Below are 24890 nucleotides of genomic sequence, written 5' to 3'. Positions count from 1 at the left end.
GGGCGATGTGCGGCCCGCCCCCCCAGGCCCCTGCTGCCGTCCCTGCCCCTGCCCCTGCGGGTAGCGCTATCCGGACGGGCGACGGAAGACCGGCCGGGCCCATTCGGGCGGGTCCGGTGGTGGTCCGGAGTGTGCCGGGACAGCCGAGACGAGGGTGTCCACCCGGGTCGGCTGGTGACCGGCCGCGCTCTCACCACCCGCGGTGGCGGTGCGCATGGCGGCCACGAACTCGAGGCAGGAGTCGAAACGGTCGTCCGGCACCTTCGCCAGCGCCTTCGCCAGGACGTCGTCCAGGGCCGGTCCGGTCCCCTGCCGCTTCTCGGACAGCGGCGGCGGCTGGTCGTACTGATGCGCCCACAGCAGTGCGATGTCCTCGTCGCGCTGGAACGGCGGCTTGCCGGTGAGGGTCTCGTAGACGACGCAGGCGAGGCTGTAGAGGTCGCACCGGGCGTCCACCGGGCGGCCCGAGATCTGTTCCGGCGCCACGTAGTCGAGTGTGCCGACGAATTCTCCGACGGTGGTGAACCCGGTGAGCGAAAGCGACTTCTTCGTCAGACCGAAATCGGTGAGGTACACATGCTCGGGATGGTCGATATCGGTGCCCTTGGCGACCAGGATGTTGCCGGGTTTGACGTCCCGGTGCACCAGATCGTGTTCATGGGCCGCGTCGAGAGCGGACGCCACCTGCCCGGCGATGCGGATGGCGGTCACGAGCGGAAGCGGGCCGTCCCGGTCCAGCAGGGCTCGCAGGTCCAGCCCTGAGACGTAACGCATGGCGATGTAGAGGATCCCCTCGGTCTCGCCGGCCTCGAAGATCGGCACGATGTGGGGGTGGTCGATCGCGGCGGCCACGCGCGACTCGTGGGTGAAGCGGCGGCGGAAGGTGTCGTTGCGGGCCAGCTCGGGAGCGAGGAGCTTCAGCGCGACGGTGCGGTCGAGGCGCAGGTCCCTGGCGCTGTACACGACGGCCATTCCACCGCGTCCGATCTCGCGCTCCACGCGGTAGCCCGCGATCTGCTCGCCGACCAGGCCGGAGGGCCGTCCCGCGTACGGGCTCACGTCGTTCGATGCCGGTTCCGTCATGGGTCACCGTCGCTTCCTCGGAGGGGCGGGAGCCACGCGCGGCCAGGTGCGGAGGCCGCCGCCCCGACCGCCCCATGGGTCTCATCGACCCCGTGGCCGTCATCACCACAGCACCGCAGCCGCTTCTGCGGACCGATTCGGACCCGGCCGGCCAGGCCACTCCTCCGTGCCCGAATTCTATCGAGTGATCCCGGTATGTACCGGTCGGAGTATCGACCAGTTGTTCGATTCGCCCGTAACCCGATCCAGGCCGTGTACGAGACGGTGCTTGGGACTGGTGGGCTCGGATGTTGAGGTGTCACGTATTCCTTGTCGCCGAGAACTCGGTCTCACGTTGAGTGATGCGAGACCGAGCTGCGGGCCGACCGCGTTTTGAAGACGGAAAACCTCTCCGGCGGCCTCAACAGCGAGATCGCCGTCCGCGTCCATACCCCCGGCGGCACGGTCTTCGTCAAGGGGTTGCGACAGGAACACAAACGGGCGTGGACGCAGCAGCGGGAAGCCGACGTGGCTCCCTACGTACGCGACGTCGCCCCGGCCCTGCTGTGGCACGTCCAGGAGGCCGGGTGGGATCTGCTCGCCTCCGAGGACATCGACGGCCGCCAGGCGGTCTACGTCCCCGGCTCCGACGACCTTCCGTTGGTCGTGGACGTCATGACGCGGCTGGGGGAACACCAGAAAGCCGGACATCGTGATGCGGTCGGTTCCGGACCGGATGAAGAACCACAGTCCCACGCCGGAGCTTGTCGCCGGGGACATTCTGCTGCACACGGATTGGTTTCCCACCAACGTCCTGATCGCCCAGGACCGGGCCGTACCGGTCGACTGGGCGTGGACGTCGTACGGCGCGGGATGGATCGACCCTGCCCTATGGGCGGTGTGGCTCATCAGGGAGGGTCACACGCCCCGTAAGGCGGAGCGATAGGCCTCCCAGTGCCCGCGTGGGCCACGGCGACGAAGGAGGGCCTGGACGCGTTCACGGCGGCCACCGTCAGCGTCCGGAGGAGATCACCGCTGACGATCCGGAGCCGTGGATGACCGGGATGCTGACCGCTGCAAAGGCATGGAACGAGTACCGGCGCATGGTCTGACTGGCAGTCTGGTCTTCGGCACACCCCGACCGAGAGGAACCCATGAAACTGAAACAACTCGCCGCCACAGCAGGAGCAGCCCTGTTGACCGCGCTGGCACTGCCGGCAGACGCCCACGCCGCCGCCATTGCCTGCGGAGGCGCCGTCTCGACCCAGAACATCGGCGCACAGGGCTGTATCTCCGCCGAACGGTGGAAGGACGGCCACGTCTTCATGCGGAACATCACCGCCCACGCCGTCATCACCAACTCCCGCGCCCACGCCTCCTACGTCGACTACGAAGCGTATTTCCGGATCCGCGAAGGCGGCCACTGGGTCAAGCTCGGCAACGGCCGCACGATCGTCCAGCGCAGGTCCACGATCGGCCCGTTCGAGATCGGCAACACCGACCGCGTCTGCGGCCCCGTCAACGCCACCGCCGAAATCCGGGTGCATGTGAGGCCGGCCGGCGGGGCGTGGAGCAACTGGAGCGGAGCCGTGACGAAGCAGTGCCAGACGTGAGCTAGGTACGACGACGCCCCCGCCTCCCGGAGTTGGAGGACGGGAGGCGTCCGTATTTTTCGACTACTGGGCCGTACTCGTGAAAGCCCAGAGCCTGCCTCTCGTACGGGCAGGCCCGCGCGCTGCTTGATGAGCACACCGCGGTGCACGGGCCGGGCACTGGCTGGGACCTGCGCGAGTACCGCCACTCCGGCCTGACCCACCCCACCTTGGTGAGGCCGGGGCCGGCCTGCTGATGACCTCAAGGGGATCCACCATGGTCATTGTCATCGCGAAGGCCCTCGGCTATGACGACAAGACCGCCACCCGCCTCGTCACCGAGGCCGGCGGAACGGAACCTGGAGCCGATACGCCCCGGAGACCGCAAACGGTGACCGCCGGAGGCCGGAAACTCAGGCGACCGACGCCCTGAAAGGATCGGTGGGGATGATCTCTGCCTCGTCGAAGAGCTGCTCCAACGCCTCGTGGCCGTGGCGCCTGCGGAACTCGATCTCGGCGGTCGTCACAGGCAGCGTCCACAGGATGCGAGCGTGTCCCCCAGGAAGCGGGCAGTGTTCAAGGTCGGGTCCGTGGAGATAGGGCAAGCTGATCAGTAGGTGATCGCAGGTTGAACCCGGCACCCACGGTTCACCGATCGGCATGCTGTGCTCCAGGTCGAGCTGATGTCCTCCGCAGTGGTAGTAGGCGATCATCGCCATGAGCTCGATGAACCTCTGGTCGCGGACATGGGCCGTCATGACGAACTCGAGTCCATGACCGTCCTTCTCCATCGCGGCCCAGCACCCGGCGGTCACATAGGCCCAGCCGTCGCTGCGGGGACCGGGCCCCACAACGAGAACTCGCAGATCGGGCACCACCGCTCGCCGTTCCCGCCCGAGGTCGCAGTCGACGACCTCCACGGAGTGCCTCTCGAAGAACACCCGGACATGTGACTCAACAGACTCTGCGGCCAGCAGCCTCGCATCACTCACCGCGCGATCATGCCGGACCGCGATCGACCGCCCCTGACAGCTCACTCAGCGTCATGGGGCTGCCGACGTCAGCTCCGAATACGCGACACCTCAACAGGCGAGCCCACCAGTCTCCAACCCCGGGGCTCCCGGATGATCCGCCGCGATGTGCTCGGGCGGGCCCAGGCTGAACGCGCGCTGCGGCGAAGGCATTGGCGTAGGCACTACTGAGCCGGTTGGCACTCTTCGGCGTAGCGGGCCAGCCCTTCCGCCATGCTCTGCATGAACTTCTGGAGGTAGCGCGGCATGACCCAGCCCAACAGCCAGCTCGTCTCGTACTCGCCGTACCAGTGGATGACCGTGCCTGAGCTCGCCGTCGGCTTCAGCTCGATGCGCGCGTGGTAGTTGAACATCGACGAGTTGAACGCGTCTTCGTAGGCCAAGAGGCGTGGCTCGACCTTTTCGGTCAGCCGCTCACCGGTCACGATGCGTCCCGTCCGGAAAGCCCGAACGGCACCGATGCCGTCGTCGCCGCCGGGGTCGAGGTCGACCGACCGTTTCGTATCCAGACTGTCCACCTTGGACCACAGTGGCCAGCTTGCGGCGTCGACCAGCAGCTTCCAGACGATTTCCGGCGATGCGCAGGTGGTCACTGTGACGTCGTAACTGTGCATGCTGGTGGGCTCCTGTGAGTGGATGCGGGCGGCGTCCGCGGCCAAGAGGACGCGGTCGACGCGGTATCAGCGACCGGTCGTGCCGTCGATGAGTTCGCGGAGGATGTCCGCGTGGCCCGCGTGCCGGCCGGTCTCCTCGATCATGTGGGTGAGCGCCCAGCGGATGCTGGGAGCGGGGCGGTCCGACCCCGGTCGGGGAACCGGTGCGCCGAGATCGGTGCATCCGTCGAGAACGGCGTTCGCGCGCTTGACCGCGTCTCGGTAGCGGGCGACGACATCGGCCACGCTGTCCGCCGGTGCGGCGTGGAACGTCGCCTGCCAGTCGGTGACGTCGTCGCCGAGGAACATCGAGCGCTCGACGAAACTCAGGTGGTTGAGCAGGCCGAGCAGGTTCGTGCCCGACGGCACCACGGCTGTTCGCACCTGCGGTTCGGGGGCGCCGTCGGTCTTCGCGGCGATCGAGGTCCGGAGGTAGTCGAGGAATCCGCGCAGGGTCTCGGTCTCGTTGCCACCGGTCCGGGGCGGCGGAGTATCGCGGCGGCGGTTGCGGCGCGTGGTGCTGGGCACCGTGGTCTCCCTTCCTTCGTCGGGGGCGGGCGGCGTATCAGGCGGTGCGGCGGATGAGGAGGACGTGGTCGGTGACCTGAGCGGGGCGCCCGTCCGGTCCGGTCGCGGTCCGGCCGGATCTGTCGGCCCGCTCGACGGTCCATGTGTGCGGGGCCAGGTTGATACCCGCGGCGACTTCCTGTGGGCTCGGGTAGCGGACCTCGGGATCCTGGTTCCAGGACCACGCCGCGGCCGAGCCGTGGTCGACGACCAACAGCCGCCCGCCCGGGCGCAGTGCGTGCGCGGCCGAGCGCAGGACGGTCGCCCGGTCCAGGTCAAAGGGGGTGTGCAGGTAGTGGGCGCAGACCAGGTCGAATCCGCCGGGCGGGAAAGACTTGTGCAAGTCGTGCCGCACGGTGGTGACGCGGTCGCCCAGGCCGTGTGAGCCGGCGAGGGCTGCGAGCCGCTCGACCGCCACGGCCGAGATGTCGACGGCGGTGACGTGCCACCCCAGACGGGCGAGCCACAGCGCGTCGCCGCCGTCACCGCATCCGAGGTCCAACGCGTCACCGGTCGGAAGGCCCGTCACCGTCTCGGTGAGGCGGGCATTCGGCTGCGGGCCGCCGGCTGCCGGTCGGGCCGCGTGGACGCCGTCCCAGAACGCGATCGCATCAGTGGTGCTCATCAAGACTCCTTGCGTCGGTATGCAGTCAGTCTTGCCAGGCACCCCACGACCTGGCACGGAATCTTGCGGTTCCGGCAAGATGGCCAGATGGAACGCAGAACCGACGACGACGTGCTCGACGCGGTGGGGCCGCGCCTTCGCGCGCTGCGTCGTGACCGCGGCATCACCCTCGCCGACCTCGCGGCGATGACCGGCGTGTCGGAGAGCACTCTGTCCCGGCTGGAGAGCGGGCAGCGCCGAGCGAGCCTGGAACTGCTGCTGCCGCTGGCCCGTACCTATGACGTTCCGTTGGACGACCTCGTCGGTGCCCCGCGTACTGGCGATCCCCGGATACACCTCAAGCCGATCAGGCGGTTCGGGATGACGTTCGTGCCCCTGTCCCGGCGACCGGGCGGGGTGCACGCGTTCAAGATGATCATCCCCGCCGCGCCGGGACCACTCGAACCGACCCCGCAGAGCCACGAAGGCTTCGAGTGGCTCTACGTACTCAATGGACGCCTGCGGCTCGTGATCGGCGAACGCGACCTGACACTGCCGCCCGGTGAGGCAGCCGAGTTCGACACGTCCCTGCCCCACTGGCTGGGCAGCGCCGACGGCGGCGTGGTTGAACTCCTCATTCTGTTCGGCCTGCAGGGGGTGCGTGCGCACGTACGCAGCGACTCCCACCGATCGCCGCAGGCCGGGAGCCGACGGTGAACTCCGCACGGCACTTGGCACCGATCGTCGGGTCGGCGCGGTTGTTGTGAGTGATCACGCCGGCATTTCAGCCTGCCGGCTCGATGCTCCGGCAAAACCGGCGGTCTCGCTCCGCCAGCTGTGTCCGCGGACCAGCTGAGCGCAGGACGACGTCCAGGGCCCGGTCAGGATCTGCGGCATAACAATTGCTGAACCAGGCCATGTTCGCCTCGACCACCGCCCACTGGTCGGCGGCGCCATGCTCAGGTGTGGCCAGGAGCCCGATGTCGACCACCACAGCGCTGGGCAGGCCACCGCCGCACGTGGCCAGGAGATCGTCCGCGAACTCCAGGACAGCGTCTTCATGGCGGTGCCCGTCCAGCCGCTCGGCGTCGAGACGGCCGAAGGTGGCGTACTGCGAACCCGTGCGGACCTCGCCGTCCAGGAGGTACAGGCGAAACTCCGCTGCCCAGGTCACCACGTCGCTGATCTGGGCCGGCACGTCCGGTGGCAGCTCCGGCCCTGTCGGGAGGCAGCCACCGCTGGCGTAGACGGCGGCCGGGAAGCTTTTGTCACTGGGCGGCTTGACGAACGCCGGCCGGGGCAGAAGGCGCGCCTCCCCCAGGGTCGCCATGGCGATGCGCCGTCCGGTGTACTCGTAGGGCAATGTGGCCAGCCAGTCGTCAGATGGCTCCAAGAGTGCGACCTCAAGGGCGTCAACGATGTGTGCCGCGAAAGCGGGGCCGCCATAGTAGTGGCCACCACGCCTCCCCCGCGCGGTGCCCGCACCACCATGGGCGGGAAGAACTTCCACGTCCATCCCCCGCCGATGCGCCGACATCGAGAGCAGTTGGGCTGTCGTGGAGTATTGCGGCGCCAACGCCAGGAAACCTTGCTCCGTCACGATCGCTGACGATGCCATCGATTCGGCCGAACCGTCCACGGCATTCGGGCCCACACCTCGGGGTCAACACGGCCGACGCGCTTCGGCTGAGCGGTCAGGCCGGGCCCGAAGACAGGCCTGACGCCGGTCAGTAGTCGAATTCGACGAAGTCGATGTCGGTGAAATCCACCAGGAGGCCGGGAGCGCGGCGGTTGCGGTCTTTGAAGTACTCCTCCTGGAGCCCTTCGGCCGCGATGCCCTGCAGTTGCTGCTCGGTGGCACCGGCGGCCCGGGCATCGAGGAGGCGGGCCGCATAGGCGGGCGGCAGATGCTGTGTGATCAGCCGGATCCGGCTGTCGTCGGTGCTGCCGGGTGCCGCGGTGAAACCGAACCGCGCGCGGGTCTCGATGACGATCCCCGTCGAGGTGGCCGCCTGCTGTCTGGCCCGCGCTCTCACCCGGGGCTGCCAGTCCTTGCGGACCTCGGTCACGAGGCGAGCGGCGAGATCAGCGCGGGGCCGCTTGATCTGGCCGGTGAGATAGCGCTCGACGGTGCGCTGCGAGATCGCCAGGCGCAGGGCGACCGCCTTCGTGGAGCCCCTCTCGACCCTCATGAGGAACTTCATCTGCGCAAGCGCGGACTTCGGCAAGGCACGCGTGAAGGTGGCGGCTTCGGCCCTGTCGAGACTGTCCTCGAGGATGCCCATGGGTTGGCCTGTTCTCCTTCACTCACGGCGTCGTGCAGGTTCCGGCCGCCGTTGTCATTCCGGACCGCGGTGACCTGCTGCTCATGCTGCTGTCTCAGCAGGTGTCCCGCAGTGTTCGTGTCGCTTCTCTGCCATTTCCTCATACGGCATCGCTTTGCCGGGCTTCGTCGGGACTCCAGGTCTGGTCGAACCAGGCGATGAAGTCCATCACGGTTCCGACGCGGGCAATACTCTCGTGGACGGCCCGCCGGTCGTGGCCGGGGAGGAAGTCGCCTCGGCTGATGGGCTTGCCGCGTCCGCGATGCCCTGGCCGAGCACAGTCGCACCGCTCTGGAGGAGCTGAGTACCTACACGTCGGCGTCCTTGATGTGCCGGGCGGGATTGTGGCCCTCGTCGAGCATCCGCACGGCCCAGATCAGTGATTGGGTGCCCTCGTGTTTGACCATGCCGGGACTCACTCCGAGCCGGAACGTACCGGGAGCGGGCGTGCCGTCGGGAGCGCGCGGCAGGAAGTCCAGCGGAGACGGCCCGTCCGAGAGGTAGACGGCGCAGTCCGACAGCAGTGCCACGGGCAACAACGCGTCCTCGGCGAAATGGAGATGGCCTTGCGGTGCGGGCGCGGACTGGGTGGCGACTGCTGTTTTGACGATCTTCCGGTGCTGACTGGTGCGGGCTTTTCCGATGAGCTCGGCGCGGATGTGCGGGCTCCATGTCGGTCGTTCCAGGGCGGGCCACCGCTCCCCCGGCCGGTACTGGGCTCCTTGCGGGCGCTCGCGGAGCTTGCCGATCCCGCCCTTCACCGTCGCCTTGATCGCGGACAGCACCATGGCCTGTCCCGGGTCGCGCTGTTTGCAGGTCCGCATGGCGGCGAGGAAGTCGGCCTCGTCCATGCCCGTCACGACGCCGAGGCCGGCCATCGTCGTCTTGTACGCCTCGTTGAGACGCTGGTACCACGGGTCGAGATAGGGGCCGTGGTCGGGCCGGACGTAGGCCTCGAGCGGTGCGAGCGTCACGGGCAGGCCGTAGGTGCGGATGAGCTCGGCGGCGTAAGCGACAGTGGACGTCGCGTACCAGGCCGGTCCGTCAGGGCGGTTGCCGTCCGGTGTGAACGGTGAGGGCAGGCGGGGGTCTAGCTCGATCCCCGACAGGTCGACCAGCCAGGTGCCGGGCAGTTTGGCGTCGAAGGCCGGTTTCATGACGTGCGCCGGCGCCCCGAGTCCGATGTTGAGGCGGTTCGCGGCCGCGGCGAAGGCCATGTTGATGTCGATGCCGACCGCGTGGGTCCTCGTGCATTCGGTGTCGGTCAGCAGCTGTGGATCCCGGATCCAGTCGTACGCCTCCTCGTCCATCACCTCGTCGGGGGTGCGCCGGTGGCCACGCGGATACAGGGCGGCGACGACCGGATGCTCGTCCGGAGCCTCGGGGGGTGCCGGATCGAACGCTTCGGTGAGGGAGCCGGGGTTGGGGCCGGAGACCCAGGTGCCCGACGCGTCGTCCTTGACCGCGCGGGTGGGCGGGCGCAGAGCGGTCATCAGCTCCAGACCGGTCACGGCGGTCGAGCCGCACGGGGTGAGCACCCGTGTCGCGTAGTCGCACAGGACACGGGCGAGTTCCGCGGCCGGCAGCCGGTCCGCGTCCGCCCAGGAGCGTGCGTCGAGCGCGCCCCATGGCAGTACGGCGAGCTGGACACAGCGCCGCCTGCCCGACTGCGCCGGCCGGTAGATCCTCGCCCAGGGGCCGAATCCGCGGCGGGTCAGCTTCCAACCCGCCTTGCCGATCTGGCGGACGACGGCGTGGTCGTCCGGGAGGCGAAGTCCGCGCCGGTCCTCCAGGGCCGGAGGCAGGCCGAGGCGTTCGGCCGCCGCGGCGGTGACGACGATCAGCGGATCCGCGTCCCTGCCCGAGCGATGGAGCCGGGGCGCGCCCAGCCCGGCCTCGGTCAGGGTCCAGTCCACCAGAGCGGGGACGGTCGTGGCCGGGCAGTCGAGCAGGAGACCGCCGGCGCAGTGAAGCGTTCCGTCGGCGTCGAGCACGCCGAGCGGGCCGTTGATGTGCTCGACGGCCGCCGGGGGCGTGGGCGTCTTCTCCGCTGCGGTCTCCACCGCTGCGGTTTTCGCCGGGTGCGCACGGCGCGGGGCCGGCCGGCTGTTCCCCTGTGAGGTGCGCGGGGAAACGGGAGCGGAGCCCGCTGCGCCGGGTGCGGGGTCCGTCGATGCGGAACCGGGCGGCGCGGGCGGGGGGTCTTGTTCCGGCGCGGCTCGGGGGCTCTGTTCCGGTACGGCCCCGGGCCTCTTCTCCGGACGGGGCGCAGGGTGCTGTCCGGGAGCGCGGGCAGGCACGGGCACCGTCTCCCGGCCGGGACGCGCGGCCGTGTTCGGGGCGGTGCCGGGTGAGGTCGCCGGTGCCGGCGGGGTGGGAGCCGGCGTCTCGCATGAAGGGGTGGGGTGACGCGCGGCGAGGCCCTGCAGGAGGCGGATGTACGCGGCGCGCTTCGGCGGCCGTGGCTCGGTCCTGCCCGACTCCCAGCCGGTCACCGTCTCGCGCCGCACGGCGAGGGCCGTGGCGACCTGGTCCTGGCTGAGACCGGCCGCTTCGCGCAGCCGCTTGCGCTCCCCCGGTTCGGGCAGTGCCTCCTGCGCCGCCTGTGCGAGCAGGGCGTCTACCGAAGCGAACAGCGCGTCCTGCTCATGGGACACGGAAACCACCTCCGCGGCCACCCTAGACCAAACGCACATCGGGCCCAACGCCGAACGCACATGACCCTGCGGTCGGTTGCCCGATCGGGCTCTCCGTCGGGCCCCTGGCGGTTGGACGCGAACACCTGGGCCGCCACCGCTCCCTCACCGGTCGCGCCTGCGCAAGCCGGCACCCGTCCCGCGGAGTTCGCGGGACAGGTGGCCGGCCCAGGTCGTTCGGCGTGCCGTGCAGTCCGCTCAGGCGGGCATGCGCATCACGCGCTATCCGCCAGGGCCTCGGCCGCGGCATCGAGGGCCTTCTGCCGGTCTTCGGGAACGAGGCCGATGCGGGTGCGGCGGTCGAGGAGGTCGGCCGTGTCCAGAGCGCCCTCGTGGCGGACGGCCCACAGCAGTTCCGCCCGGGTGACGGGGTGGCCCGGGACGGCCGGCTCGGCCAGCGCCGGGTCGGCGAGACCCAGTGCGTGGACGGCCGGGGCCTCGGTCCCGTAGCGGCGCACCAGCCGCCGAGGCGCACTGAGTGCCGCGAGGGTGCCGGGACGTGCGGCGCCGACCAGGGGGGTGCGGGCGGTCCGGCACGGCCCGGCGGCCAGACGGCGCGCGGTGACGGCGGCGTCGACGGCGTCCTCGGCCATGCGGCGATAGGTCGTGAGCTTGCCGCCGACGACGGTGACGACGCCGTCCGCCGAGGTGAGCACCGCGTGCTTGCGGGAGATGTCGGCGGTGCGGCCGGAGCCCGCGGTGCCGCTTGTGTCGAGGAGCGGCCGGAGCCCGGCGAAGGCACCGACGACGTCGTCTCGGGTGAGCGTCACGTCGAGCGCGGAGCCGAGGGTGTCGAGCAGGAAGCCGATGTCCGTCTCGGGGACTTCGGGCACGTCGGGAATGTCGCCGTCGACCGGTTCGTCGGTGAGCCCGACGTACACCCGGCCGTCGCCCTGCGGCAGGACCAGGACGAACCGGTTGCTCTCCCCCGGGATCGGGATGTGCATGCCGGCCGAGAGGTCCCCGAGGTCCTCGGATCGGAGCACGAGATGGGTGCCCCGGGAGGGGCGCAGCCGGACGTCGTCGATGAGGCCACCGGCCCAGACGCCCGTCGCGTTGATCACGGCGCGGGCCCGGATCTCGAGCGTCTCGCCGGTGAGTTCGTCGCGGACCGTGGCACCGCTGCCGGTCAGGCCCAACGCGCGGGTGCGGGTGAGGATACGGGCACCATGGGCGGCCGCGGTCCTGGCGATCGCGGTGACCAGGCGGGCGTCGTCGGAGAGTTGTCCGTCCCACGACAGCAGCCCGCCGCGCAGTCCGGTCGGACGCAGGGCGGGCGCCATGTGGCGGGTCTCGACCGCGGAGAGCGTACGGGGGGCGGGAAGGGTGCTCCGCGAGGTGCGGGCGGCGAGGCGCAGCAGGTCTCCGGCGCGGAATCCGGCCTGGGCGAGAGCGGCCTGGCCGCGTGAGACGAGCGGGGTGAGCGGCAGGACGAACGGCCGGGCACGCACGAGGTGGGGGGCGGTGCGTTCCATCAGGATTCCGCGCTCGACGGCGCTTTCGTGGGCGACGTCGAGCTGGCCGGTGGCCAGATAGCGCAGTCCCCCGTGGATCAGCTTGGAGCTCCACCGGGAGGTGCCGAAGGCGAGGTCGTGGGCATCGATGGCGGCGACGCTCAGGCCACGCGTCGCGGCGTCGAGTGCGGCGCCGGCGCCGGTCGCGCCGAGTCCGACGACGAGGACGTCGACCTCGGCGCCGTCGGCCAGCTGGGCGAGTTCGCCGGCGCGGCGGGACGCGCTGAGCGAGGAGGAAGCGGCGGGGCCGGCGGGGCGGCTCATGGGATGAGGATCCTCTCCAGAAGGGTCCGCAGCTCTTCGAGGAAGGCGGCGTCGGTGAGGCGGGGGTCGGCCTCGTCGGTCATCGTGCGCAGCGAGAGCGTGAAGGACTGGACGACGAGCAGGAGCGAACGGGCCTGCAGGTCGATGTGCTCCACGCGGACGGATCCGTCGGCGTGGCCCTCCTTCAGGGCCCCGGTGATGAGTCCGAGCAGGGCGTCCTGGCTCGCGCCGCGGCGGTCGAGCACATAGGGCAGCAGCAGTTCGGGATCGACGTCGAGGATCTTGTGGAACAGCGGATGGGCCCGGAAGGCACCGACGCCGGCCACCAGACCGTCGACGAGCCGCATCCGTGTGGGACTGTCCGGCCGCGCCGTGGGCATGGCGGCGACCGCGACGCTGATCCATTCCCTGGTCATCAGATCACCGACGAGCGTGCGCACGTCGGGCCAGCGTCGGTAGAGCGTCATCCGGGAGACACCTGCGCGCCGTGCGATGTCGGTGAGCGTGGTGCGACGCACGCCGACGGCCAGGACGCAGTCGCGTGCCGCGTCGAGTACGGCATCTTGGTCCGCATGGTTGTGACGAATGGGCGTCATCTGTCACAGTGTAATGCCAGTGCAGGCCGCGCGGCACTGCGCCCCCGCGAAACCGACGGTGAGGAAACACTCAAGTGATGTCGACCGACATGTTGTGGAGCGGCTGGGGAGACCCGGCCAAGGCGGCCCCGCTGCCTGATTCGGTGACCGGTCTGCTGCGCGACCTGCTCGGTGTCACGCCGCGTGAGAAGGGCCCGGCGGAGCTCGCGGACATCGCAGTCCCAGCCTCACCGCTCACCGACAAGGACCTGCAGGCGCTCGCCGACTGCGTGGGCGGGCCCGCGCACGTACGGACCGACGCGGAGAGCCGCATCCGGCACACCCGCGGCAAGTCGACTCCCGACCTGCTGCGCATCCGCGCCGGTGAGACCGACGACATCCCTGCGGCCGTCGTGCTCCCCGGCAGCCACGACGAGGTCCACGCCGTGCTGCGTGCCTGCGCGGAACTGGGCCTGGCCGCAGTGCCGTTCGGCGGCGGCACCTCCGTCGTCGGCGGTCTCGCACCGCGGGGCGGGCGGAAGTTCGTCGCGCTGGACCTGCGCCGGCTGGACGCCCTGACCGCCCTGGACGAGGTCTCGCGCACGGCCACCCTCCAGGTGGGGCTGCGGGCGCCGCAGGCCGAGGCACTGCTCAACGAGCGGGGCTTCACACTGGGCCACTTCCCGCAGTCGTACGAGTGGGCCACCATCGGCGGGTTCGCCGCGGCCCGCTCCAGCGGCCAGGCATCCGCCGGCTACGGCCGCTTCGACGAGATGGTGCTCGGCCTCACCGCCGCCACGCCCGAGGGGACCCTTGAGACCGGTCGTGCGCCGCGCTCGGCCGCGGGACCGGATCTGCGCCAGCTGCTCCTCGGCTCCGAGGGCGCCCTCGGCGTGATCACCTCGGTGACGGTGCGGATCAGGCCCCTGCCACAGGTGCGTGTGTACGAGGGCTGGCGCTTCCCTTCGTTCGAGGCGGGCGCCGCGGCGCTGCGCAGGCTCGCCCAGGACGGCCCGCGGCCGACCGTGCTGCGTCTGTCGGACGAGTCCGAGACGTTCATCGGTCTGGCACAGCCCGACCGGATCGGCAGCGCGGAGCCGTCGGCCGCCGGCTGCATGGCGATCGCGGGATACGAGGGCACCTCCGAGGACACCGCGGAGCGGCGCGAGCAGGCGCGGAAGGTGCTGCTCGACTGCGGCGGCGAGTTCGCCGGCGAAGCGCCGGGTGAGCGCTGGGCGCACGGGCGCTACAACGCCCCCTATCTGCGGGACGCGCTGCTGGACGCCGGGGCCTTCGCCGAGACCCTGGAGACCGCCACGTTCTGGTCGGGCCTGCCGGCTCTCTACGACGCGGTGCGCCAGGCGCTGACGGCCACGCTCACCGAAGCCGGCACCCCGCCGCTGGTCATGTGCCATATCTCGCACGTCTACGAGAACGGCGCGTCGCTCTACTTCACCGTGGTCTCGGCTCAGGGTGAGGACCCGGTCGCCCACTGGGCTCCGGTCAAGCAGGCCGCGAACGACGCGATCCTCGCCGCCGGGGGAACCATCAGCCACCACCACGGCGTCGGCACCGACCACCGCGACTGGTTCGCCCGTGAGATCGGCCCCGTGGGGGTGCGCATCCTGCAGGCCGTCAAGGCCGAGCTCGACCCCACGGGCGTGCTCAACCCGGGCATACTCATCCCCCCGCGCTGACCGACCCCCGCTCGCTCCCACCCGTCTCCCGCCCGCCCCCGACCCGTCCCCGGCCGGCCTTCCGAAAGGCGCATCCATGCGACAGTTCACCGCCGTCGTCAACCCCACCGCTGGGGGTTCCAGCGGTACGGCCGCCGCGCTGCTGGGGCTGGCCCGGCAGCTGCGGGAGGCCGGTGCCGAGCTCGACACGCAGTACAGCCGGAGCCTGGCGCACGCACAGGAGCTGGCGCGTGAGGCCGGCGAGCGGGGGCGGGTCGTGCTCGCCGTCGGCGGCGACGGAATGGCCGGCTGTGTCGGTGGTGCCCTGAGCGGCACGGAGGCGGTCCTCGGCCTCGTCCCCGCGGGGCGTGGCAATGACTTCGCCCGTGCGCTGGGGCTGCCCACCGACACCTCGGCCCTGGCCGAGCTGCTGCTGAACGGCTCGCCCAAGCCCGTCGACACCATCGAGGTCGAATCGGCCGTCCACCCCAGGACGTCCGTGCTGGGCAGTGTCTACGCCGGGGTCGACGCGGTCGCCAACCTGCACGCCAACAACGCGAAGCTGCTGCGCGGGGCGGCCTCGTACTACGCGGGCGGCCTGCGGGCGGTGGTGAGCTGGCGGCCGGCCACGTACCGGATCACCGTCGACGGGGTGCCGTACGAGCGCCGCGGCTACACCGTGGTCGCGGCCAACTCCGGCTACTACGGCTCCGGACGCCTGATCGCTCCGGGGGCGCGGATCGACGACGGTCTCCTCGATGTCGTCGTCATCCGGCATGCGCCCAGGCACCTCTTCTTCGCCATGATGAACGAACTGAAGACGGGCGCCCATGTGGCACGGCCCGAGGTCGAGATCCTGCAGGGCAAGGAGGTGCGGATCGAGGCCGATCGTCCTGTGCCCTACGGCACGGACGGCGAGGTCGACGCCACGCTTCCGGTCACTGCCCGCGTGCAGCCCGGAGCTCTCAAGGTTCTTCACTGAGCCTCGCCGACGCTCTGTGCGAGAGCGCCGGCGATGCCGACGGAACTCCCGTGTGGTGCCGCGCATTTCAAGAAGGCGGCGGCTCGGTGTCCGTCGCGAGGCGGGCGTGAGTTTCCACGTCATAACGCAGGCCGTCGTATGCGAGCTTCTGCGGCGTCAGATGCGGTGCATCGCAAGGCGAAGGATCACCCTTGTACTGGATGCACTCGGGTGGTTCGACAACGTAGCGAGGCGCCGTAGCTGTCGTCGCGCGCCTGGCGGGTATTGCGGGACAGTCCTTAGGGAGCGGCAGGCAAGGGTGGCGACGCCATTGCCCGCGCCGCCGGCGACGTCCAGTACGACACCCAGCCGACCGAATGACGGCGGTCGACCGAGCCGACGGAAACATGGCCGAGAACGGCGCGCCATCCGTCAACCACGGCGAAGGAAAAGGCACTTCCCGCGTCCCATTGCTCATTTCGCCGAGCGATCCAGCGCTCGGCACGGGGCAGCGAGTCGACGGGGTCGGGGGACTGCTCTCGCATCAGCGGATCGGCGAACGCCGTCATCAGCGCAGCGGCATCGGCGGCCGTCCACCGGCGCAGTACACGGCCATCGGCCATCTCGACGCGCTCGTCCATGGGCCGAGTATCCGCAGGATTCGAGGCGCTGTCATGCACATTACGAGGGTGACCAGGTGCCGACGCCCGGGCTCAGGGTGGCACTGCATGACCGGGAGGCGGGGGCCTACGCGGCCTGGGGGAGGCATGCGCCCGCAGGGCGCGCCCAGGGCCGGCCGCCACCACCCTTCACTCTGTCGCGGCAGCGAGGGATGTCCCTTTCCTCCGGAAAGGCCGCCCGGACGCTCCTACCCAATTCAGACTCTTGTGGCAGCAATCACAGAAACCGGCACTTGCCGTGGACCGTCTTCATTCGGATGCTGGGAAATCCCTGGCGGATATTCCCCATTCCACTATCAACCGCCTCACGGGACCCACACTCACACGATCCACGCGAAAGGCCGGCAAAATGCGGCTGTCTCCCCTTGCCCAGCGGGCCAAGTCCAAGGCCTTCCGTTACGTGACCGGCGGCGCCGCCGGGGCCGCCGTTCTGCTCGGTGTGAGCGCGGCCGCCTTCCCGGCCCAGGCGTCGGCAACTCCCGTGAGTTCTCAGCGGCTTGACGCGTGGATCGACCACGCACTGCGCGTCATGGAGGCGAAGGGAATTCCGGGGAGCTATGACGGGATCCACCGCAATCTGATGCGCGAGTCGAGCGGCGATCCCTTTGCCATCAACCTCTGGGACTCGAACGCCAAGAAGGGCATTCCCTCCAAAGGTCTCATGCAGGTAATTGACCCCACATTTCGGACATACCACGTAGACGGCACTTCTTGGGACATCTACGACCCAATTGCCAACATTACCGCCGCCTGCAATTACGCGGCCAAGCGCTACGGGTCGATCGACAACGTCAACGGGCCTTACTGACCCCTGGTCGATATCACCCGAAATCACCCATAAGCAGCCCGGCGGTCGACGACCGCCGGGCTGTGATCGTCGCCACTCCCCCGGCGTGCGCTCGGGCCCGTGGGACGGGGCGGGGATTCGGGCTACCGGGCGGTGATAACGGAACAAAGCAGGCGTACGCTGGTCAGACCGCCGTAATGCACCGCTAGTGAGTGACGGAGGCGGCGCATGACCGACCCCCGCGGCTTCCTCAAGTTCCCCCGTCGGCCCGTCCCGGCGCGCCCCGTCGAGGAGCGGCTCCGTGACTGGCACGAGGTCTACGCCGGGCAGGCCCTCCTTCCTCTCGTGTCCGAGCAGGCGGGGCGCTGTATGGACTGCGGCATCCCGTTCTGCCACAGCGGCTGCCCGCTGGGGAACCTCATCCCGGAGTGGAACGCCTACGCGAGGCGGGGCGACTGGCAGGCCGCGGCCGAGCGACTGCACGCCACCAACAACTTCCCCGAGTTCACGGGACGGCTGTGCCCGGCGCCGTGCGAGGACGCCTGTGTGCTGGCCATCAACACCGACCCGGTGACGATCAAGAACGTCGAGCAGGCGATCGCCGACCAGGCATGGGAGCGCGGGTACACGCCACCGCAGCCTCCGGACCGGCTCAGCGGGAAGTCGGTCGCCGTCATCGGCTCGGGGCCGGCCGGTCTGGCCGCAGCACAGCAGCTCACCCGCACCGGGCACACCGTCGCCGTGTACGAGCGTGCCGACCGCGTCGGCGGACTGCTGCGCTACGGCATCCCCGAGTTCAAGATGGAGAAGCAGTACCTGGACCGCCGTATCGAGCAGATGCGGGCAGAGGGCACCAAGTTCCGCACTTGTGTGGACGTCGGACGTGATCTCGACGCCAGGGAGCTGCTCAGACGTCATGACGCCGTGGTCGTCGCGGTGGGGGCGATGGAGCGCCGGGAGCTGCCGGTCCCCGGCCGCGAGCTGAGCGGTATCCACCAGGCCATGGACTATCTGACCTTCGCCAACCGCGTCCGGGAAGGCGACTACGCCGCCACCCCCGTCAGTGCCGAGGGCCTGAACGTGGTGATCGTCGGCGGCGGTGACACCGCATCGGACTGTCTCGGCACGGCACTGCGCCAGGGCGCGGCGTCGGTGATCCAGCTCGACATCAATCCCGAGCCGGGTGAGGCGCGCCCGGACACTCAGCCCTGGCCCGTCACGCATCCGAAGATCTACCGGATCTCCCACGCGCACGCTGAGGCGCGGGGCCGGGAGGGCACGGACCCGAGGCTCTTCTCCTCCGCCACCGTGCACTTCGAGGAGGGCCGGCCGGGGCATGTACGGGCGCTGTGCCTGACCAAGGTCGAACCGGTGGCCCGACAGTCGCTGCCGGGCACCGAGCAGGAGATACCGGCGGAGCTGGTGCTGATCGCACTCGGCTTCTCCGGCCCAGAGCGGGGCAGCGGCCTGCCGGAACAGCTGGGGCTCACCCTGGACGACCGCGGCAACTTCGCACGCGACGGGGCCTTCGCGGCCATGGCGGACGACGATGCCACGAACGGGGGCGGCGGGCCGTCGGGAGTGTTCGTCGCGGGAGACGCCGGGCGCGGACAGTCCCTGGTCGTGTGGGCCATCGCGGAGGGCCGGGCCGCGGCGGCCGCTGCGGACCGCTATCTGACGGGATCCACCGTGCTCCCCTCTCCCATCGCCCCCACCGACCGGCCTCTTGTCGCCTGACGGCACAGGCACCGGCGGGCGCACGCGAAATTCAGCTGCGGCACGGGCGCCGATCGGCCGACACTGTCCATGCCCGCGGAACGGACCACGGCCGACCGCCGTCCGCCTTTCCCCTCATTTCCCCTTCCGCCCCCAGGAGTTGTCCTTGCAGGCTGCCGTCACCGTGACCCCCGCTCAGATCCCCGAGCTGCTGCTCGGCCTTGCGACGGTGCGACCCGTCTTCCTGTGGGGAGCGCCGGGCATCGGCAAGTCGTCACTCGTGAGGGACTTCGCGGCGTCTCTGGGTCTGGAGTGCGTCAGCCTGCTGGGGACCCAGCTGGCGCCCGAAGACCTCATCGGAGTGCCCCAGATCCGCGACGGGCGGTCCGTCTTCTGCCCGCCCGAGACCATCGCCCGGGACAGCCCGTACTGTCTGTTCCTCGACGAACTGAACGCGGCGACCCCCGATGTGCAGAAGGCGTTCTACTCACTGATCCTCGACCGCCGCATCGGCGGTTACGAGCTGCCCGCCGGGTCGATCGTGATCGGCGCTGGGAACCGCGCCACGGACAACGCGCTCGCCCGGCCCATCGCCTCGGCACTGGTGAACCGGCTCACCCATGTGCATCTGCGGGCCACCACCACCGACTGGCTGCGGTGGGCGGCGGGCCACGGCATCCACCCCTGGGTGCTGGACTACGTCACCGACCGGCCCGACCACCTGTGGTCGCAGCCGCCCAAGACCGAGGAGCCCTTCTCCACCCCGCGCTCCTGGCACATGCTGTCCGACGCGCTGCACTCCTTCGGCCCGTCCCTCGACGAGGAGACGCTGAAGGTCGTCGCGCACGGCACCCTCACGCCCGCGCACGCCGTCTCCTTCTGCGGCTACGCGAAGATCGTGCGCAACGCGTACGGGATCGAGGCGATCATCAAGGGCGATGCCTCCTGGCCCCGCCGGATCGAGGACCGCGATCTGCTCTACTACCTCGCCGACGCCTTCCGCGGCCGGCTCACCAAGGAGCTTCCGGCCAGCAAGGAGCACGCGTCCGACGCGGTCCGCCAGACCGCCTACCGCGCGAAGTCGCTCCTCGTGCAGCTCGCCGAGATCTCGGTCGAGGTCGCCCAGACCGTCATCGCCGACGACGAGCACGGCCAGCCGGTGCTGCCGGCCTGGTTCCTCGTCGAGGCGGCCCGGGACATGCCCCGGCTCGTGGAGGCCCGCCGATGAGCCGCCGCACGCGCGGCTAGGACCGTCCCGACCCGGCGGCGGAAGCCTTCGCCGCCGGAGTCGCCCTGGTCCGGCGCAACCCTGCGCTCGCGGCAGTCGGCGCCGAGATCTGCCGGGGCACCACGTGCGAACACGCGCCCGCCGACGGGCTGGCCGCGGTCACCTCCAACGGAACCGTCCATGTCCACCCCACCCGCCGCGCCGAGCCCGAGGCCTGGGCGTGGGCCCTCGCCCACTGTCTGATCCATCTCGGCTTCGGACACGTCCCCGCAGCCAAGGGCACCCGGGTCCAGCCCGACCGGTTCGAACTCGCCGCGCGCTGCACCGTCGTCAACCGGTTCCTGCTCACCTTCCCGGTCGGCCGGACCCCCGACCACCATCCGCCGGCGTACCCGGGCGGCGACGAGGAACAGCTCGCGCGGCGCTGGCGCGACGAAGGCATTCCGCCGGAGTGCCAGGCCCTGGGCACGGCGGGCGCAGCACCGGACCAAGTGCTCGTCCCCTGGAACCGCTGGGGCACACCCGAGGACCACCGGCTCGCGTTCGCCCGCGCGCTGACCGCGACAATGTCGGCCGCGATGGACGTCGCGGGCGGGCACCGCGACCCCGTCACCGGTGAACACACCCGCAAGCAGCCCTGGGACCGGGCCCTGAACTGGTTCGTCTCGTCCTACCCGCTGCTCGGCGGGATCGCCGCCGGTCTGCGCGTCGTCGCGGACGCCGAGCTGGCTCGTGCCCACGGCATCGCCATCGCCGCGGTCGACGCCACCGCGGGCGAGATCTACGTCAATCCGCTCAAGCACTTCACGGACTCCGAATGGCGCTTCATCCTCGGCCACGAGATGCTCCACGCGGCGCTGCGCCACGGTGACCGCTGCGGAGCCCGCGACCCGCTGCTGTTCAACATCGCCGCCGACTACGTCGTCAACGGCTGGCTGCGGGAGATGGACGTGGGCGAGATGCCCGAAGGCCTGCTCCACGACGCCGCGCTGAGGGACCTGTCCGTGGAGGAGGTCTACGACCGCATCGCCACCGATCTGCGGCGTCGGCGGCGGCTGGCCACCCTCCGGGGCAAGGGCGCCGGCGACATCCTCGGTGGGCCGCTGCGCCCGCCCGGTGCCCCGGTCGACCTCGACGAGTTCTACCGGCGCGCCCTGCTGAACGGCCATCAGCTGCACACCGACCACGCCCGCGGGCTGCTCCCGGCCGGGCTGGTGGAGGAGATCCGGGCCCTCGCCCACCCGCCCGTGCCGTGGGACGCACGGCTGGCGCGCTGGTTCGACGAGTTCGTGCCACGGCCCGAGCCGGTACGCAGCTACGCCCGGCCGGCCCGCCGCCAGGCCTCCACCCCGGACATTCCCCGCGCCGGGCGGTACTTCCCGCCCGAGGAGGTCGCCCGGTGCACCTTCGGTGTCGTCCTGGACACTTCGGGCTCGATGGACCGGCGGCTGCTCGGCAAGGCCCTCGGCGCCATCGCCTCCTACGCCGACGCGCGCGACGTGCCGGCCGCCCGGGTCGTCTTCTGTGACGCCCGGGCCCATGACGCGGGCTATCTGCCGCCTTCGGAGATCGCCGGGCGGGTGCGGGTCCGCGGCCGGGGCGGCACCGAGCTCCAGCCCGGGGTCGACCTTCTGCAGCGGGCCGAGGACTTCCCCCGCACCGCTCCGGTGCTGGTCATCACCGACGGGTACTGCGACACGCTGCGGGTACGCCGGGACCATGCCTATCTGATACCGCAGGGCGCCCGGCTGCCGTTCACCCCGCGTGGTCCGGTCTTCCGGCTGCGCTGAGACACCGGCGGGGCGTGCGCCCCGGCCCGGGGACGTGCACAGGGGCATCCATTACGATGCCGGTCCGCCCGGCGCCCGGCTCCCCGCGGTGGCCTCGTCCGTACCGGTCCGGTCACCGTGCCCGCCGGGGGTGGGCGCCGCGCGGTGCGAACGGTGGCTGGGGACGGGAGCGGACGGATGGACGGTGGCGCCGGCCGGGGGCGTGTGCTGGTGGTGGACGACGATGCGGCGATCCGCCGCTCCCTCGAGCGGGGGCTGCGGCTGGCCGGGTTCACCGTGGATCTCGCCGAAGGGGGCAGGCCGGCGCTCGGGCTCGTACGCGGGCAGCGCGCCGATGTGGTGGTGCTGGACATCTCCATGCCGGACATCGACGGCATCGAGGTGTGCCGAGTGCTGCGTGAGGACGGGAACGACGTGCCCGTGCTCATGCTGTCGGCCCTGGACGAGACGGCGGACCGGATCGCCGGCCTGCAGGCCGGTGCCGACGACTACCTGGTCAAGCCGTTCGCCCTGCAGGAACTGGTGCTGCGGCTCGAGGCGCTGCTGCGCCGGCGTCCGCCCCGGGACACGGACACCGTGCGCGCCGGTGCGCTCGAACTGGACCCGGCCTCCCGCGAGGCGCGTCTTGACGGGGAACCGCTGGCGCTGACGCGGCGCGAGTTCGAACTTCTGGAGGTCCTCGCACGCAATGCGGGGATCGTGCTCAGCCGGGACCAACTCCTCGACCGGGTCTGGGGATACGACTTCGACGTGCGCACGGATGCCGTCGACACCTTCGTCAGCTATCTGCGGCGCAAGCTGGAAAGCGGCGGGCGGGCACGGTGCCTCCACACGGTGCGGGGAGTCGGCTTCGTGCTGCGCTGCGACGATCAGGCGATGGACGGATAGGGGGCGGCACGGATGAAAGCGGGGATGAAGGGCCGGATGAAGCCGCGGATGAAACTGTCCACGCGGATCGCCGTGGCCTCCGGGATTCTCGTGCCGCTGCTGGTGCTGGCGGCCGGCTGGCTGCTCCTCCAGCTGGTCGCACGTGATCTGCACACGGAGCAGGACGCCCATCTGCGCGAGCGCGCCACACAGGTCGCCGGGGACGCCCGCAGGCTGCTGCGGGCCGCGGCCGCCGACCGTCCCACCGCGGTCGAGCGGGCGCGTGAGCGTCAGCTGTACGCGGCGGCCCTGGATGTGGGCATCCGGCTGACCGGGCCCGAGGGCACCGTGTCGGGCGGCCCACAGCCGGGGGCCTCGGTGGAACTGCCGGCGACGACACCCGGCCCGGTGACGGTCGAGGACGGCAAGGGAAGCTGGCGGGTCCTTTCGCTGCGGGTGCGCGGCTCACGTCCGGGGGTCGACGGCACCCTGTGGCTCTTCTCCCCCGACTCCGCGGACCGGCGGCAACTGGCCGTGGTCCGCACACGCGTGGTGACCGTGGCTCTGCTCGCGGCTCCGGTGGCGGGCCTGCTGGGACTGGCCGTGGCCGCACGGGCGAGCCGCCCGCTGCGCAGGCTGCAGCAGCGCACCAGCGGGCTCGATCCGGAAGCGGACGCGACCCGCCTCGAGCACACGCCGACGGGGGTCACGGAGGTCGACGACCTGGCGGGGACCCTCCAGACGGTGCTCGCGCGCTACGACGAGCAGGCCGCCAGAACGGGCGGTGCCCTGGCCACGGCCCGGTCCTTCGCGTCGGCGGCCTCCCATGAACTGCGGACACCGCTGATGAGCATGCAGACGAATCTGGAGATCCTCAGCGAGCACCCGGACCTCGGACCGTCCGAGCGGGCCGAGGTGCTCGGCGATCTGCGCATGGAGCACACACGGCTGCTGGGCCTGCTGGTGATGCTGCGCGAGCTGGGCCGGGGCGATCTGGTGGAGGCTGACGCATTCGGCCCGGTGGATCTCACGGACGTGGTCGACGCCTCGGTCGCCGAGGCCAGGCGCCGTCATCCCACGGCGGACATCCGTGTGACGGCGGCGTCGCGTCCGCATGTGTACGGATGGGAGCCCGGGCTGCGTACCGTCGTCGACAATCTGCTGGCCAACGCGGTGGTCCACGGGCGCGGCGGTGACGGGCGCGCCCGGATCGAGGTGGGGCTGCGCACCGGCGGCGACGGCTCGCGGACGGTTGCGGTGCTGACCGTGGACGACCGCGGACCGGGGATTGCGCCGGCGCGGCGTGGCGAGGTGTTCGAGCGTTTCCGGCGCGGGCCGGAGAGTCCCGGTTCGGGCCTGGGCCTGACCCTCGTGGCCCAGCAGGCGGCTCTGCACGGCGGGCGGGTGCGCGTCGTGGACCCGCCGTCGGGCCAGGGCGTCCGGTTCGAGGTGTGCCTTCCGCTGCGCACGCAGGCGGCGGCGCCACTGCCCGCCGAGCGGGACTGGCTGATCGGTACGGCGCGCGGGTCACAAGGTTTCCACAAGGTGGGTTCCTAACGTCCCGCCAGGCGCAGGCACATGGGCCGCGCCCTGACCCGGGAGGTACACGTCATGAGGACCGCCAAGACCGCTGCCCTGACTCTCACCGCAGTCACGGCCCTGCTCGCGACGGCGGGCGCGGCCACGGCCGACGCCGGGAAGCCGTCGCCGGGGAGCGCGCCGACCGGTGACGGCGCCAAGGCGCTGTGCAAGAGGGTGCCGAAGATCGAGAAGCGTCTGCAGCGGGCCCTGGACCGGCTGGGCGGCGACGCCACGCAGCGCGGCTCGGTCAGCCGGCTCGAGAAGCGGGTGGAGAACGCCCGGAAGGCGGGACACACCGAGGTCGCGACCTATCTCAATGACAAGCTGACCTTCCGCCGTTCCCTCGTGCCGACGCTGCAGAAGCGGCAGAAGGACCTGGCCGCGGTGAAGACGTGGTGCAAGGCGAACAAGAACGGGACCGAGAAGTGAGGCACGGCCGGCGCAGCGCCGTCGTCGCCGTGGCGATCGCGGCGGGCTGCCTGGTCGCCCTCGTGGGGACGACCGGTTGTGGGCCCGGTGAGAAGGCGGGGAGCAGCGGCTCCACGAACGGGCCGGTGTCCGGCCCTTCGCAGATCGCGGAGATGAACAAACTGGTGGATGCCGCCGAGTCCGCCGCCGCCGATGCGGAGTCCGCGGCGGCCGCGGACGACTGAGCGGCGTCCGGCGTTGGGGGGTGGCAGGGGTGCCGGGGTGCGGTGTCGGCCGCGCCCGGCACCCCTGCC

The 24890-nt window shown here is 70.9% G+C and carries 24 protein-coding genes; 13 read left to right on the top strand and 11 right to left on the bottom strand.

What is annotated here, in order from left to right:
* Positions 1-66 precede the first annotated feature (66 nt).
* The gene (locus tag ACTWOL_RS34465; protein WP_474300820.1) at positions 67-1083 is read right to left on the bottom strand and encodes a serine/threonine-protein kinase; all 1017 of its coding nucleotides are present in this window, start codon (positions 1081-1083) and stop codon (positions 67-69) included.
* Positions 1084-1798: 715 nt separating this feature from the next.
* Here ACTWOL_RS34465 and ACTWOL_RS34460 point away from each other — a divergent pair.
* Complete coding sequence (locus ACTWOL_RS34460; RefSeq protein ID WP_474300819.1) at positions 1799-2008, top strand: hypothetical protein; 210 nt, start codon at positions 1799-1801, stop codon at positions 2006-2008.
* A gap of 208 nt (positions 2009-2216) precedes the next feature.
* On the top strand, positions 2217-2675 hold the full coding sequence (locus ACTWOL_RS34455) for a hypothetical protein (RefSeq protein ID WP_406307182.1): 459 nt from the start codon (positions 2217-2219) through the stop codon (positions 2673-2675).
* Positions 2676-3067: 392 nt separating this feature from the next.
* Here ACTWOL_RS34455 and ACTWOL_RS34450 read toward each other — a convergent pair whose 3' ends face one another.
* From ACTWOL_RS34450 to ACTWOL_RS34435, 4 genes are all read right to left on the bottom strand, one after another.
* Positions 3068-3646 carry a suppressor of fused domain protein gene (locus ACTWOL_RS34450; protein WP_474300818.1) on the bottom strand — a complete coding sequence of 193 codons (579 nt, stop codon included), beginning with the start codon at positions 3644-3646 and terminating at the stop codon, positions 3068-3070.
* Between the two features lie 203 nt (positions 3647-3849).
* Positions 3850-4299, bottom strand: a complete 450-nt coding sequence (locus ACTWOL_RS34445) for an SRPBCC family protein (protein WP_474300817.1) — start codon at positions 4297-4299, stop codon at positions 3850-3852.
* A gap of 66 nt (positions 4300-4365) precedes the next feature.
* Complete coding sequence (locus ACTWOL_RS34440; RefSeq protein ID WP_474300816.1) at positions 4366-4866, bottom strand: DinB family protein; 501 nt, start codon at positions 4864-4866, stop codon at positions 4366-4368.
* Positions 4867-4903: 37 nt separating this feature from the next.
* Positions 4904-5530: a class I SAM-dependent methyltransferase gene (locus tag ACTWOL_RS34435; RefSeq protein ID WP_474300815.1), complete on the bottom strand. Its 627-nt coding sequence runs from the start codon at positions 5528-5530 to the stop codon at positions 4904-4906.
* Positions 5531-5617: 87 nt separating this feature from the next.
* Here ACTWOL_RS34435 and ACTWOL_RS34430 point away from each other — a divergent pair, with 87 nt between their 5' ends.
* The gene (locus ACTWOL_RS34430; protein WP_474300814.1) at positions 5618-6226 is read left to right on the top strand and encodes a helix-turn-helix domain-containing protein; all 609 of its coding nucleotides are present in this window, start codon (positions 5618-5620) and stop codon (positions 6224-6226) included.
* Positions 6227-6293: 67 nt separating this feature from the next.
* On the opposite strand, the gene ACTWOL_RS34425 is transcribed toward ACTWOL_RS34430, so the two are convergent.
* The 5 genes from ACTWOL_RS34425 to ACTWOL_RS34405 form a co-directional block, all read right to left on the bottom strand.
* A complete protein-coding gene (locus ACTWOL_RS34425) occupies positions 6294-7148 on the bottom strand; it encodes an ATP-grasp domain-containing protein (protein ID WP_474300813.1) in 855 nt (284 codons plus the stop codon).
* 88 nt (positions 7149-7236) lie between these two features.
* Positions 7237-7794: a telomere-protecting terminal protein Tpg gene (gene tpg / locus ACTWOL_RS34420; protein WP_474300811.1), complete on the bottom strand. Its 558-nt coding sequence runs from the start codon at positions 7792-7794 to the stop codon at positions 7237-7239.
* Between the two features lie 347 nt (positions 7795-8141).
* A complete protein-coding gene (tap, locus tag ACTWOL_RS34415; RefSeq protein WP_474300810.1) occupies positions 8142-10490 on the bottom strand; it encodes a telomere-associated protein Tap in 2349 nt (782 codons plus the stop codon).
* 254 nt (positions 10491-10744) lie between these two features.
* The gene (locus ACTWOL_RS34410) at positions 10745-12307 is read right to left on the bottom strand and encodes a glycerol-3-phosphate dehydrogenase/oxidase (protein WP_474300809.1); all 1563 of its coding nucleotides are present in this window, start codon (positions 12305-12307) and stop codon (positions 10745-10747) included.
* Positions 12304-12903, bottom strand: a complete 600-nt coding sequence (locus ACTWOL_RS34405) for a TetR/AcrR family transcriptional regulator (RefSeq protein ID WP_474300807.1) — start codon at positions 12901-12903, stop codon at positions 12304-12306. Before ACTWOL_RS34405 ends, ACTWOL_RS34410 begins: the two co-directional genes overlap by 4 nt.
* A gap of 77 nt (positions 12904-12980) precedes the next feature.
* On the opposite strand from ACTWOL_RS34405, the gene ACTWOL_RS34400 reads away from it, so the two are divergent.
* Entirely contained in the window at positions 12981-14579 is a 1599-nt protein-coding gene (locus tag ACTWOL_RS34400; RefSeq protein WP_474300806.1) for an FAD-binding oxidoreductase, read from the top strand.
* Positions 14580-14655: 76 nt separating this feature from the next.
* Positions 14656-15540: a diacylglycerol/lipid kinase family protein gene (locus ACTWOL_RS34395; protein WP_474300805.1), complete on the top strand. Its 885-nt coding sequence runs from the start codon at positions 14656-14658 to the stop codon at positions 15538-15540.
* A 278-nt stretch (positions 15541-15818) separates the two neighbouring features.
* Here ACTWOL_RS34395 and ACTWOL_RS34390 read toward each other — a convergent pair whose 3' ends face one another.
* A complete protein-coding gene (locus ACTWOL_RS34390; protein ID WP_474300804.1) occupies positions 15819-16160 on the bottom strand; it encodes a GNAT family N-acetyltransferase in 342 nt (113 codons plus the stop codon).
* A gap of 388 nt (positions 16161-16548) precedes the next feature.
* Here ACTWOL_RS34390 and ACTWOL_RS34385 point away from each other — a divergent pair, with 388 nt between their 5' ends.
* The 8 genes from ACTWOL_RS34385 to ACTWOL_RS34350 all read left to right on the top strand — a co-directional run bounded on the left by ACTWOL_RS34385 (position 16549) and on the right by ACTWOL_RS34350 (position 24821).
* Positions 16549-17007: a transglycosylase SLT domain-containing protein gene (locus tag ACTWOL_RS34385; protein WP_474300803.1), complete on the top strand. Its 459-nt coding sequence runs from the start codon at positions 16549-16551 to the stop codon at positions 17005-17007.
* 207 nt (positions 17008-17214) lie between these two features.
* Positions 17215-18723: a glutamate synthase subunit beta gene (locus ACTWOL_RS34380; protein ID WP_474300802.1), complete on the top strand. Its 1509-nt coding sequence runs from the start codon at positions 17215-17217 to the stop codon at positions 18721-18723.
* A gap of 163 nt (positions 18724-18886) precedes the next feature.
* Positions 18887-19930, top strand: a complete 1044-nt coding sequence (locus ACTWOL_RS34375) for an ATP-binding protein (RefSeq protein ID WP_474301317.1) — start codon at positions 18887-18889, stop codon at positions 19928-19930.
* Between the two features lie 491 nt (positions 19931-20421).
* On the top strand, positions 20422-21720 hold the full coding sequence (locus ACTWOL_RS34370) for a vWA domain-containing protein (protein ID WP_474300801.1): 1299 nt from the start codon (positions 20422-20424) through the stop codon (positions 21718-21720).
* 177 nt (positions 21721-21897) lie between these two features.
* A complete protein-coding gene (locus tag ACTWOL_RS34365) occupies positions 21898-22608 on the top strand; it encodes a response regulator transcription factor (protein WP_474300800.1) in 711 nt (236 codons plus the stop codon).
* A 48-nt stretch (positions 22609-22656) separates the two neighbouring features.
* Entirely contained in the window at positions 22657-24144 is a 1488-nt protein-coding gene (locus ACTWOL_RS34360; protein ID WP_474300799.1) for a sensor histidine kinase, read from the top strand.
* Between the two features lie 54 nt (positions 24145-24198).
* The gene (locus ACTWOL_RS34355) at positions 24199-24597 is read left to right on the top strand and encodes a hypothetical protein (RefSeq protein WP_474300798.1); all 399 of its coding nucleotides are present in this window, start codon (positions 24199-24201) and stop codon (positions 24595-24597) included.
* The gene (locus ACTWOL_RS34350) at positions 24594-24821 is read left to right on the top strand and encodes a hypothetical protein (RefSeq protein ID WP_474300797.1); all 228 of its coding nucleotides are present in this window, start codon (positions 24594-24596) and stop codon (positions 24819-24821) included. The genes ACTWOL_RS34355 and ACTWOL_RS34350 overlap by 4 nt, the downstream gene beginning before the upstream one ends.
* Positions 24822-24890 lie beyond the last annotated feature (69 nt).

The sequence above is a fragment of the Micromonospora sp. IBHARD003 genome (genome assembly GCF_056106285.1).
Note: the sequence above shows the minus strand (reverse complement) of the source record. Positions and strands in the feature narration are given on the sequence as shown.

Bases quoted from the DNA above. Each gene is read 5' to 3' on its own strand.
- ACTWOL_RS34395 (WP_474300805.1), top strand. From the start codon at position 14,656: ATGCGACAGTTCACCGCCGTCGTCAACCCCACCGCTGGGGGTTCCAGC.
- tpg (WP_474300811.1), bottom strand. From the start codon at position 7,794: ATGGGCATCCTCGAGGACAGTCTCGACAGGGCCGAAGCCGCCACCTTC.
- ACTWOL_RS34400 (WP_474300806.1), top strand. From the start codon at position 12,981: ATGTCGACCGACATGTTGTGGAGCGGCTGGGGAGACCCGGCCAAGGCG.
- ACTWOL_RS34355 (WP_474300798.1), top strand. From the start codon at position 24,199: ATGAGGACCGCCAAGACCGCTGCCCTGACTCTCACCGCAGTCACGGCC.
- ACTWOL_RS34385 (WP_474300803.1), top strand. From the start codon at position 16,549: ATGCGGCTGTCTCCCCTTGCCCAGCGGGCCAAGTCCAAGGCCTTCCGT.
- ACTWOL_RS34455 (WP_406307182.1), top strand. From the start codon at position 2,217: ATGAAACTGAAACAACTCGCCGCCACAGCAGGAGCAGCCCTGTTGACC.
- ACTWOL_RS34360 (WP_474300799.1), top strand. From the start codon at position 22,657: ATGAAACTGTCCACGCGGATCGCCGTGGCCTCCGGGATTCTCGTGCCG.
- ACTWOL_RS34435 (WP_474300815.1), bottom strand. From the start codon at position 5,530: ATGAGCACCACTGATGCGATCGCGTTCTGGGACGGCGTCCACGCGGCC.
- ACTWOL_RS34465 (WP_474300820.1), bottom strand. From the start codon at position 1,083: ATGACGGAACCGGCATCGAACGACGTGAGCCCGTACGCGGGACGGCCC.
- ACTWOL_RS34365 (WP_474300800.1), top strand. From the start codon at position 21,898: ATGGACGGTGGCGCCGGCCGGGGGCGTGTGCTGGTGGTGGACGACGAT.
- ACTWOL_RS34445 (WP_474300817.1), bottom strand. From the start codon at position 4,299: ATGCACAGTTACGACGTCACAGTGACCACCTGCGCATCGCCGGAAATC.
- ACTWOL_RS34410 (WP_474300809.1), bottom strand. From the start codon at position 12,307: ATGAGCCGCCCCGCCGGCCCCGCCGCTTCCTCCTCGCTCAGCGCGTCC.
- ACTWOL_RS34390 (WP_474300804.1), bottom strand. From the start codon at position 16,160: ATGGACGAGCGCGTCGAGATGGCCGATGGCCGTGTACTGCGCCGGTGG.
- ACTWOL_RS34430 (WP_474300814.1), top strand. From the start codon at position 5,618: ATGGAACGCAGAACCGACGACGACGTGCTCGACGCGGTGGGGCCGCGC.
- ACTWOL_RS34405 (WP_474300807.1), bottom strand. From the start codon at position 12,903: ATGACGCCCATTCGTCACAACCATGCGGACCAAGATGCCGTACTCGAC.
- ACTWOL_RS34380 (WP_474300802.1), top strand. From the start codon at position 17,215: ATGACCGACCCCCGCGGCTTCCTCAAGTTCCCCCGTCGGCCCGTCCCG.
- ACTWOL_RS34460 (WP_474300819.1), top strand. From the start codon at position 1,799: ATGAAGAACCACAGTCCCACGCCGGAGCTTGTCGCCGGGGACATTCTG.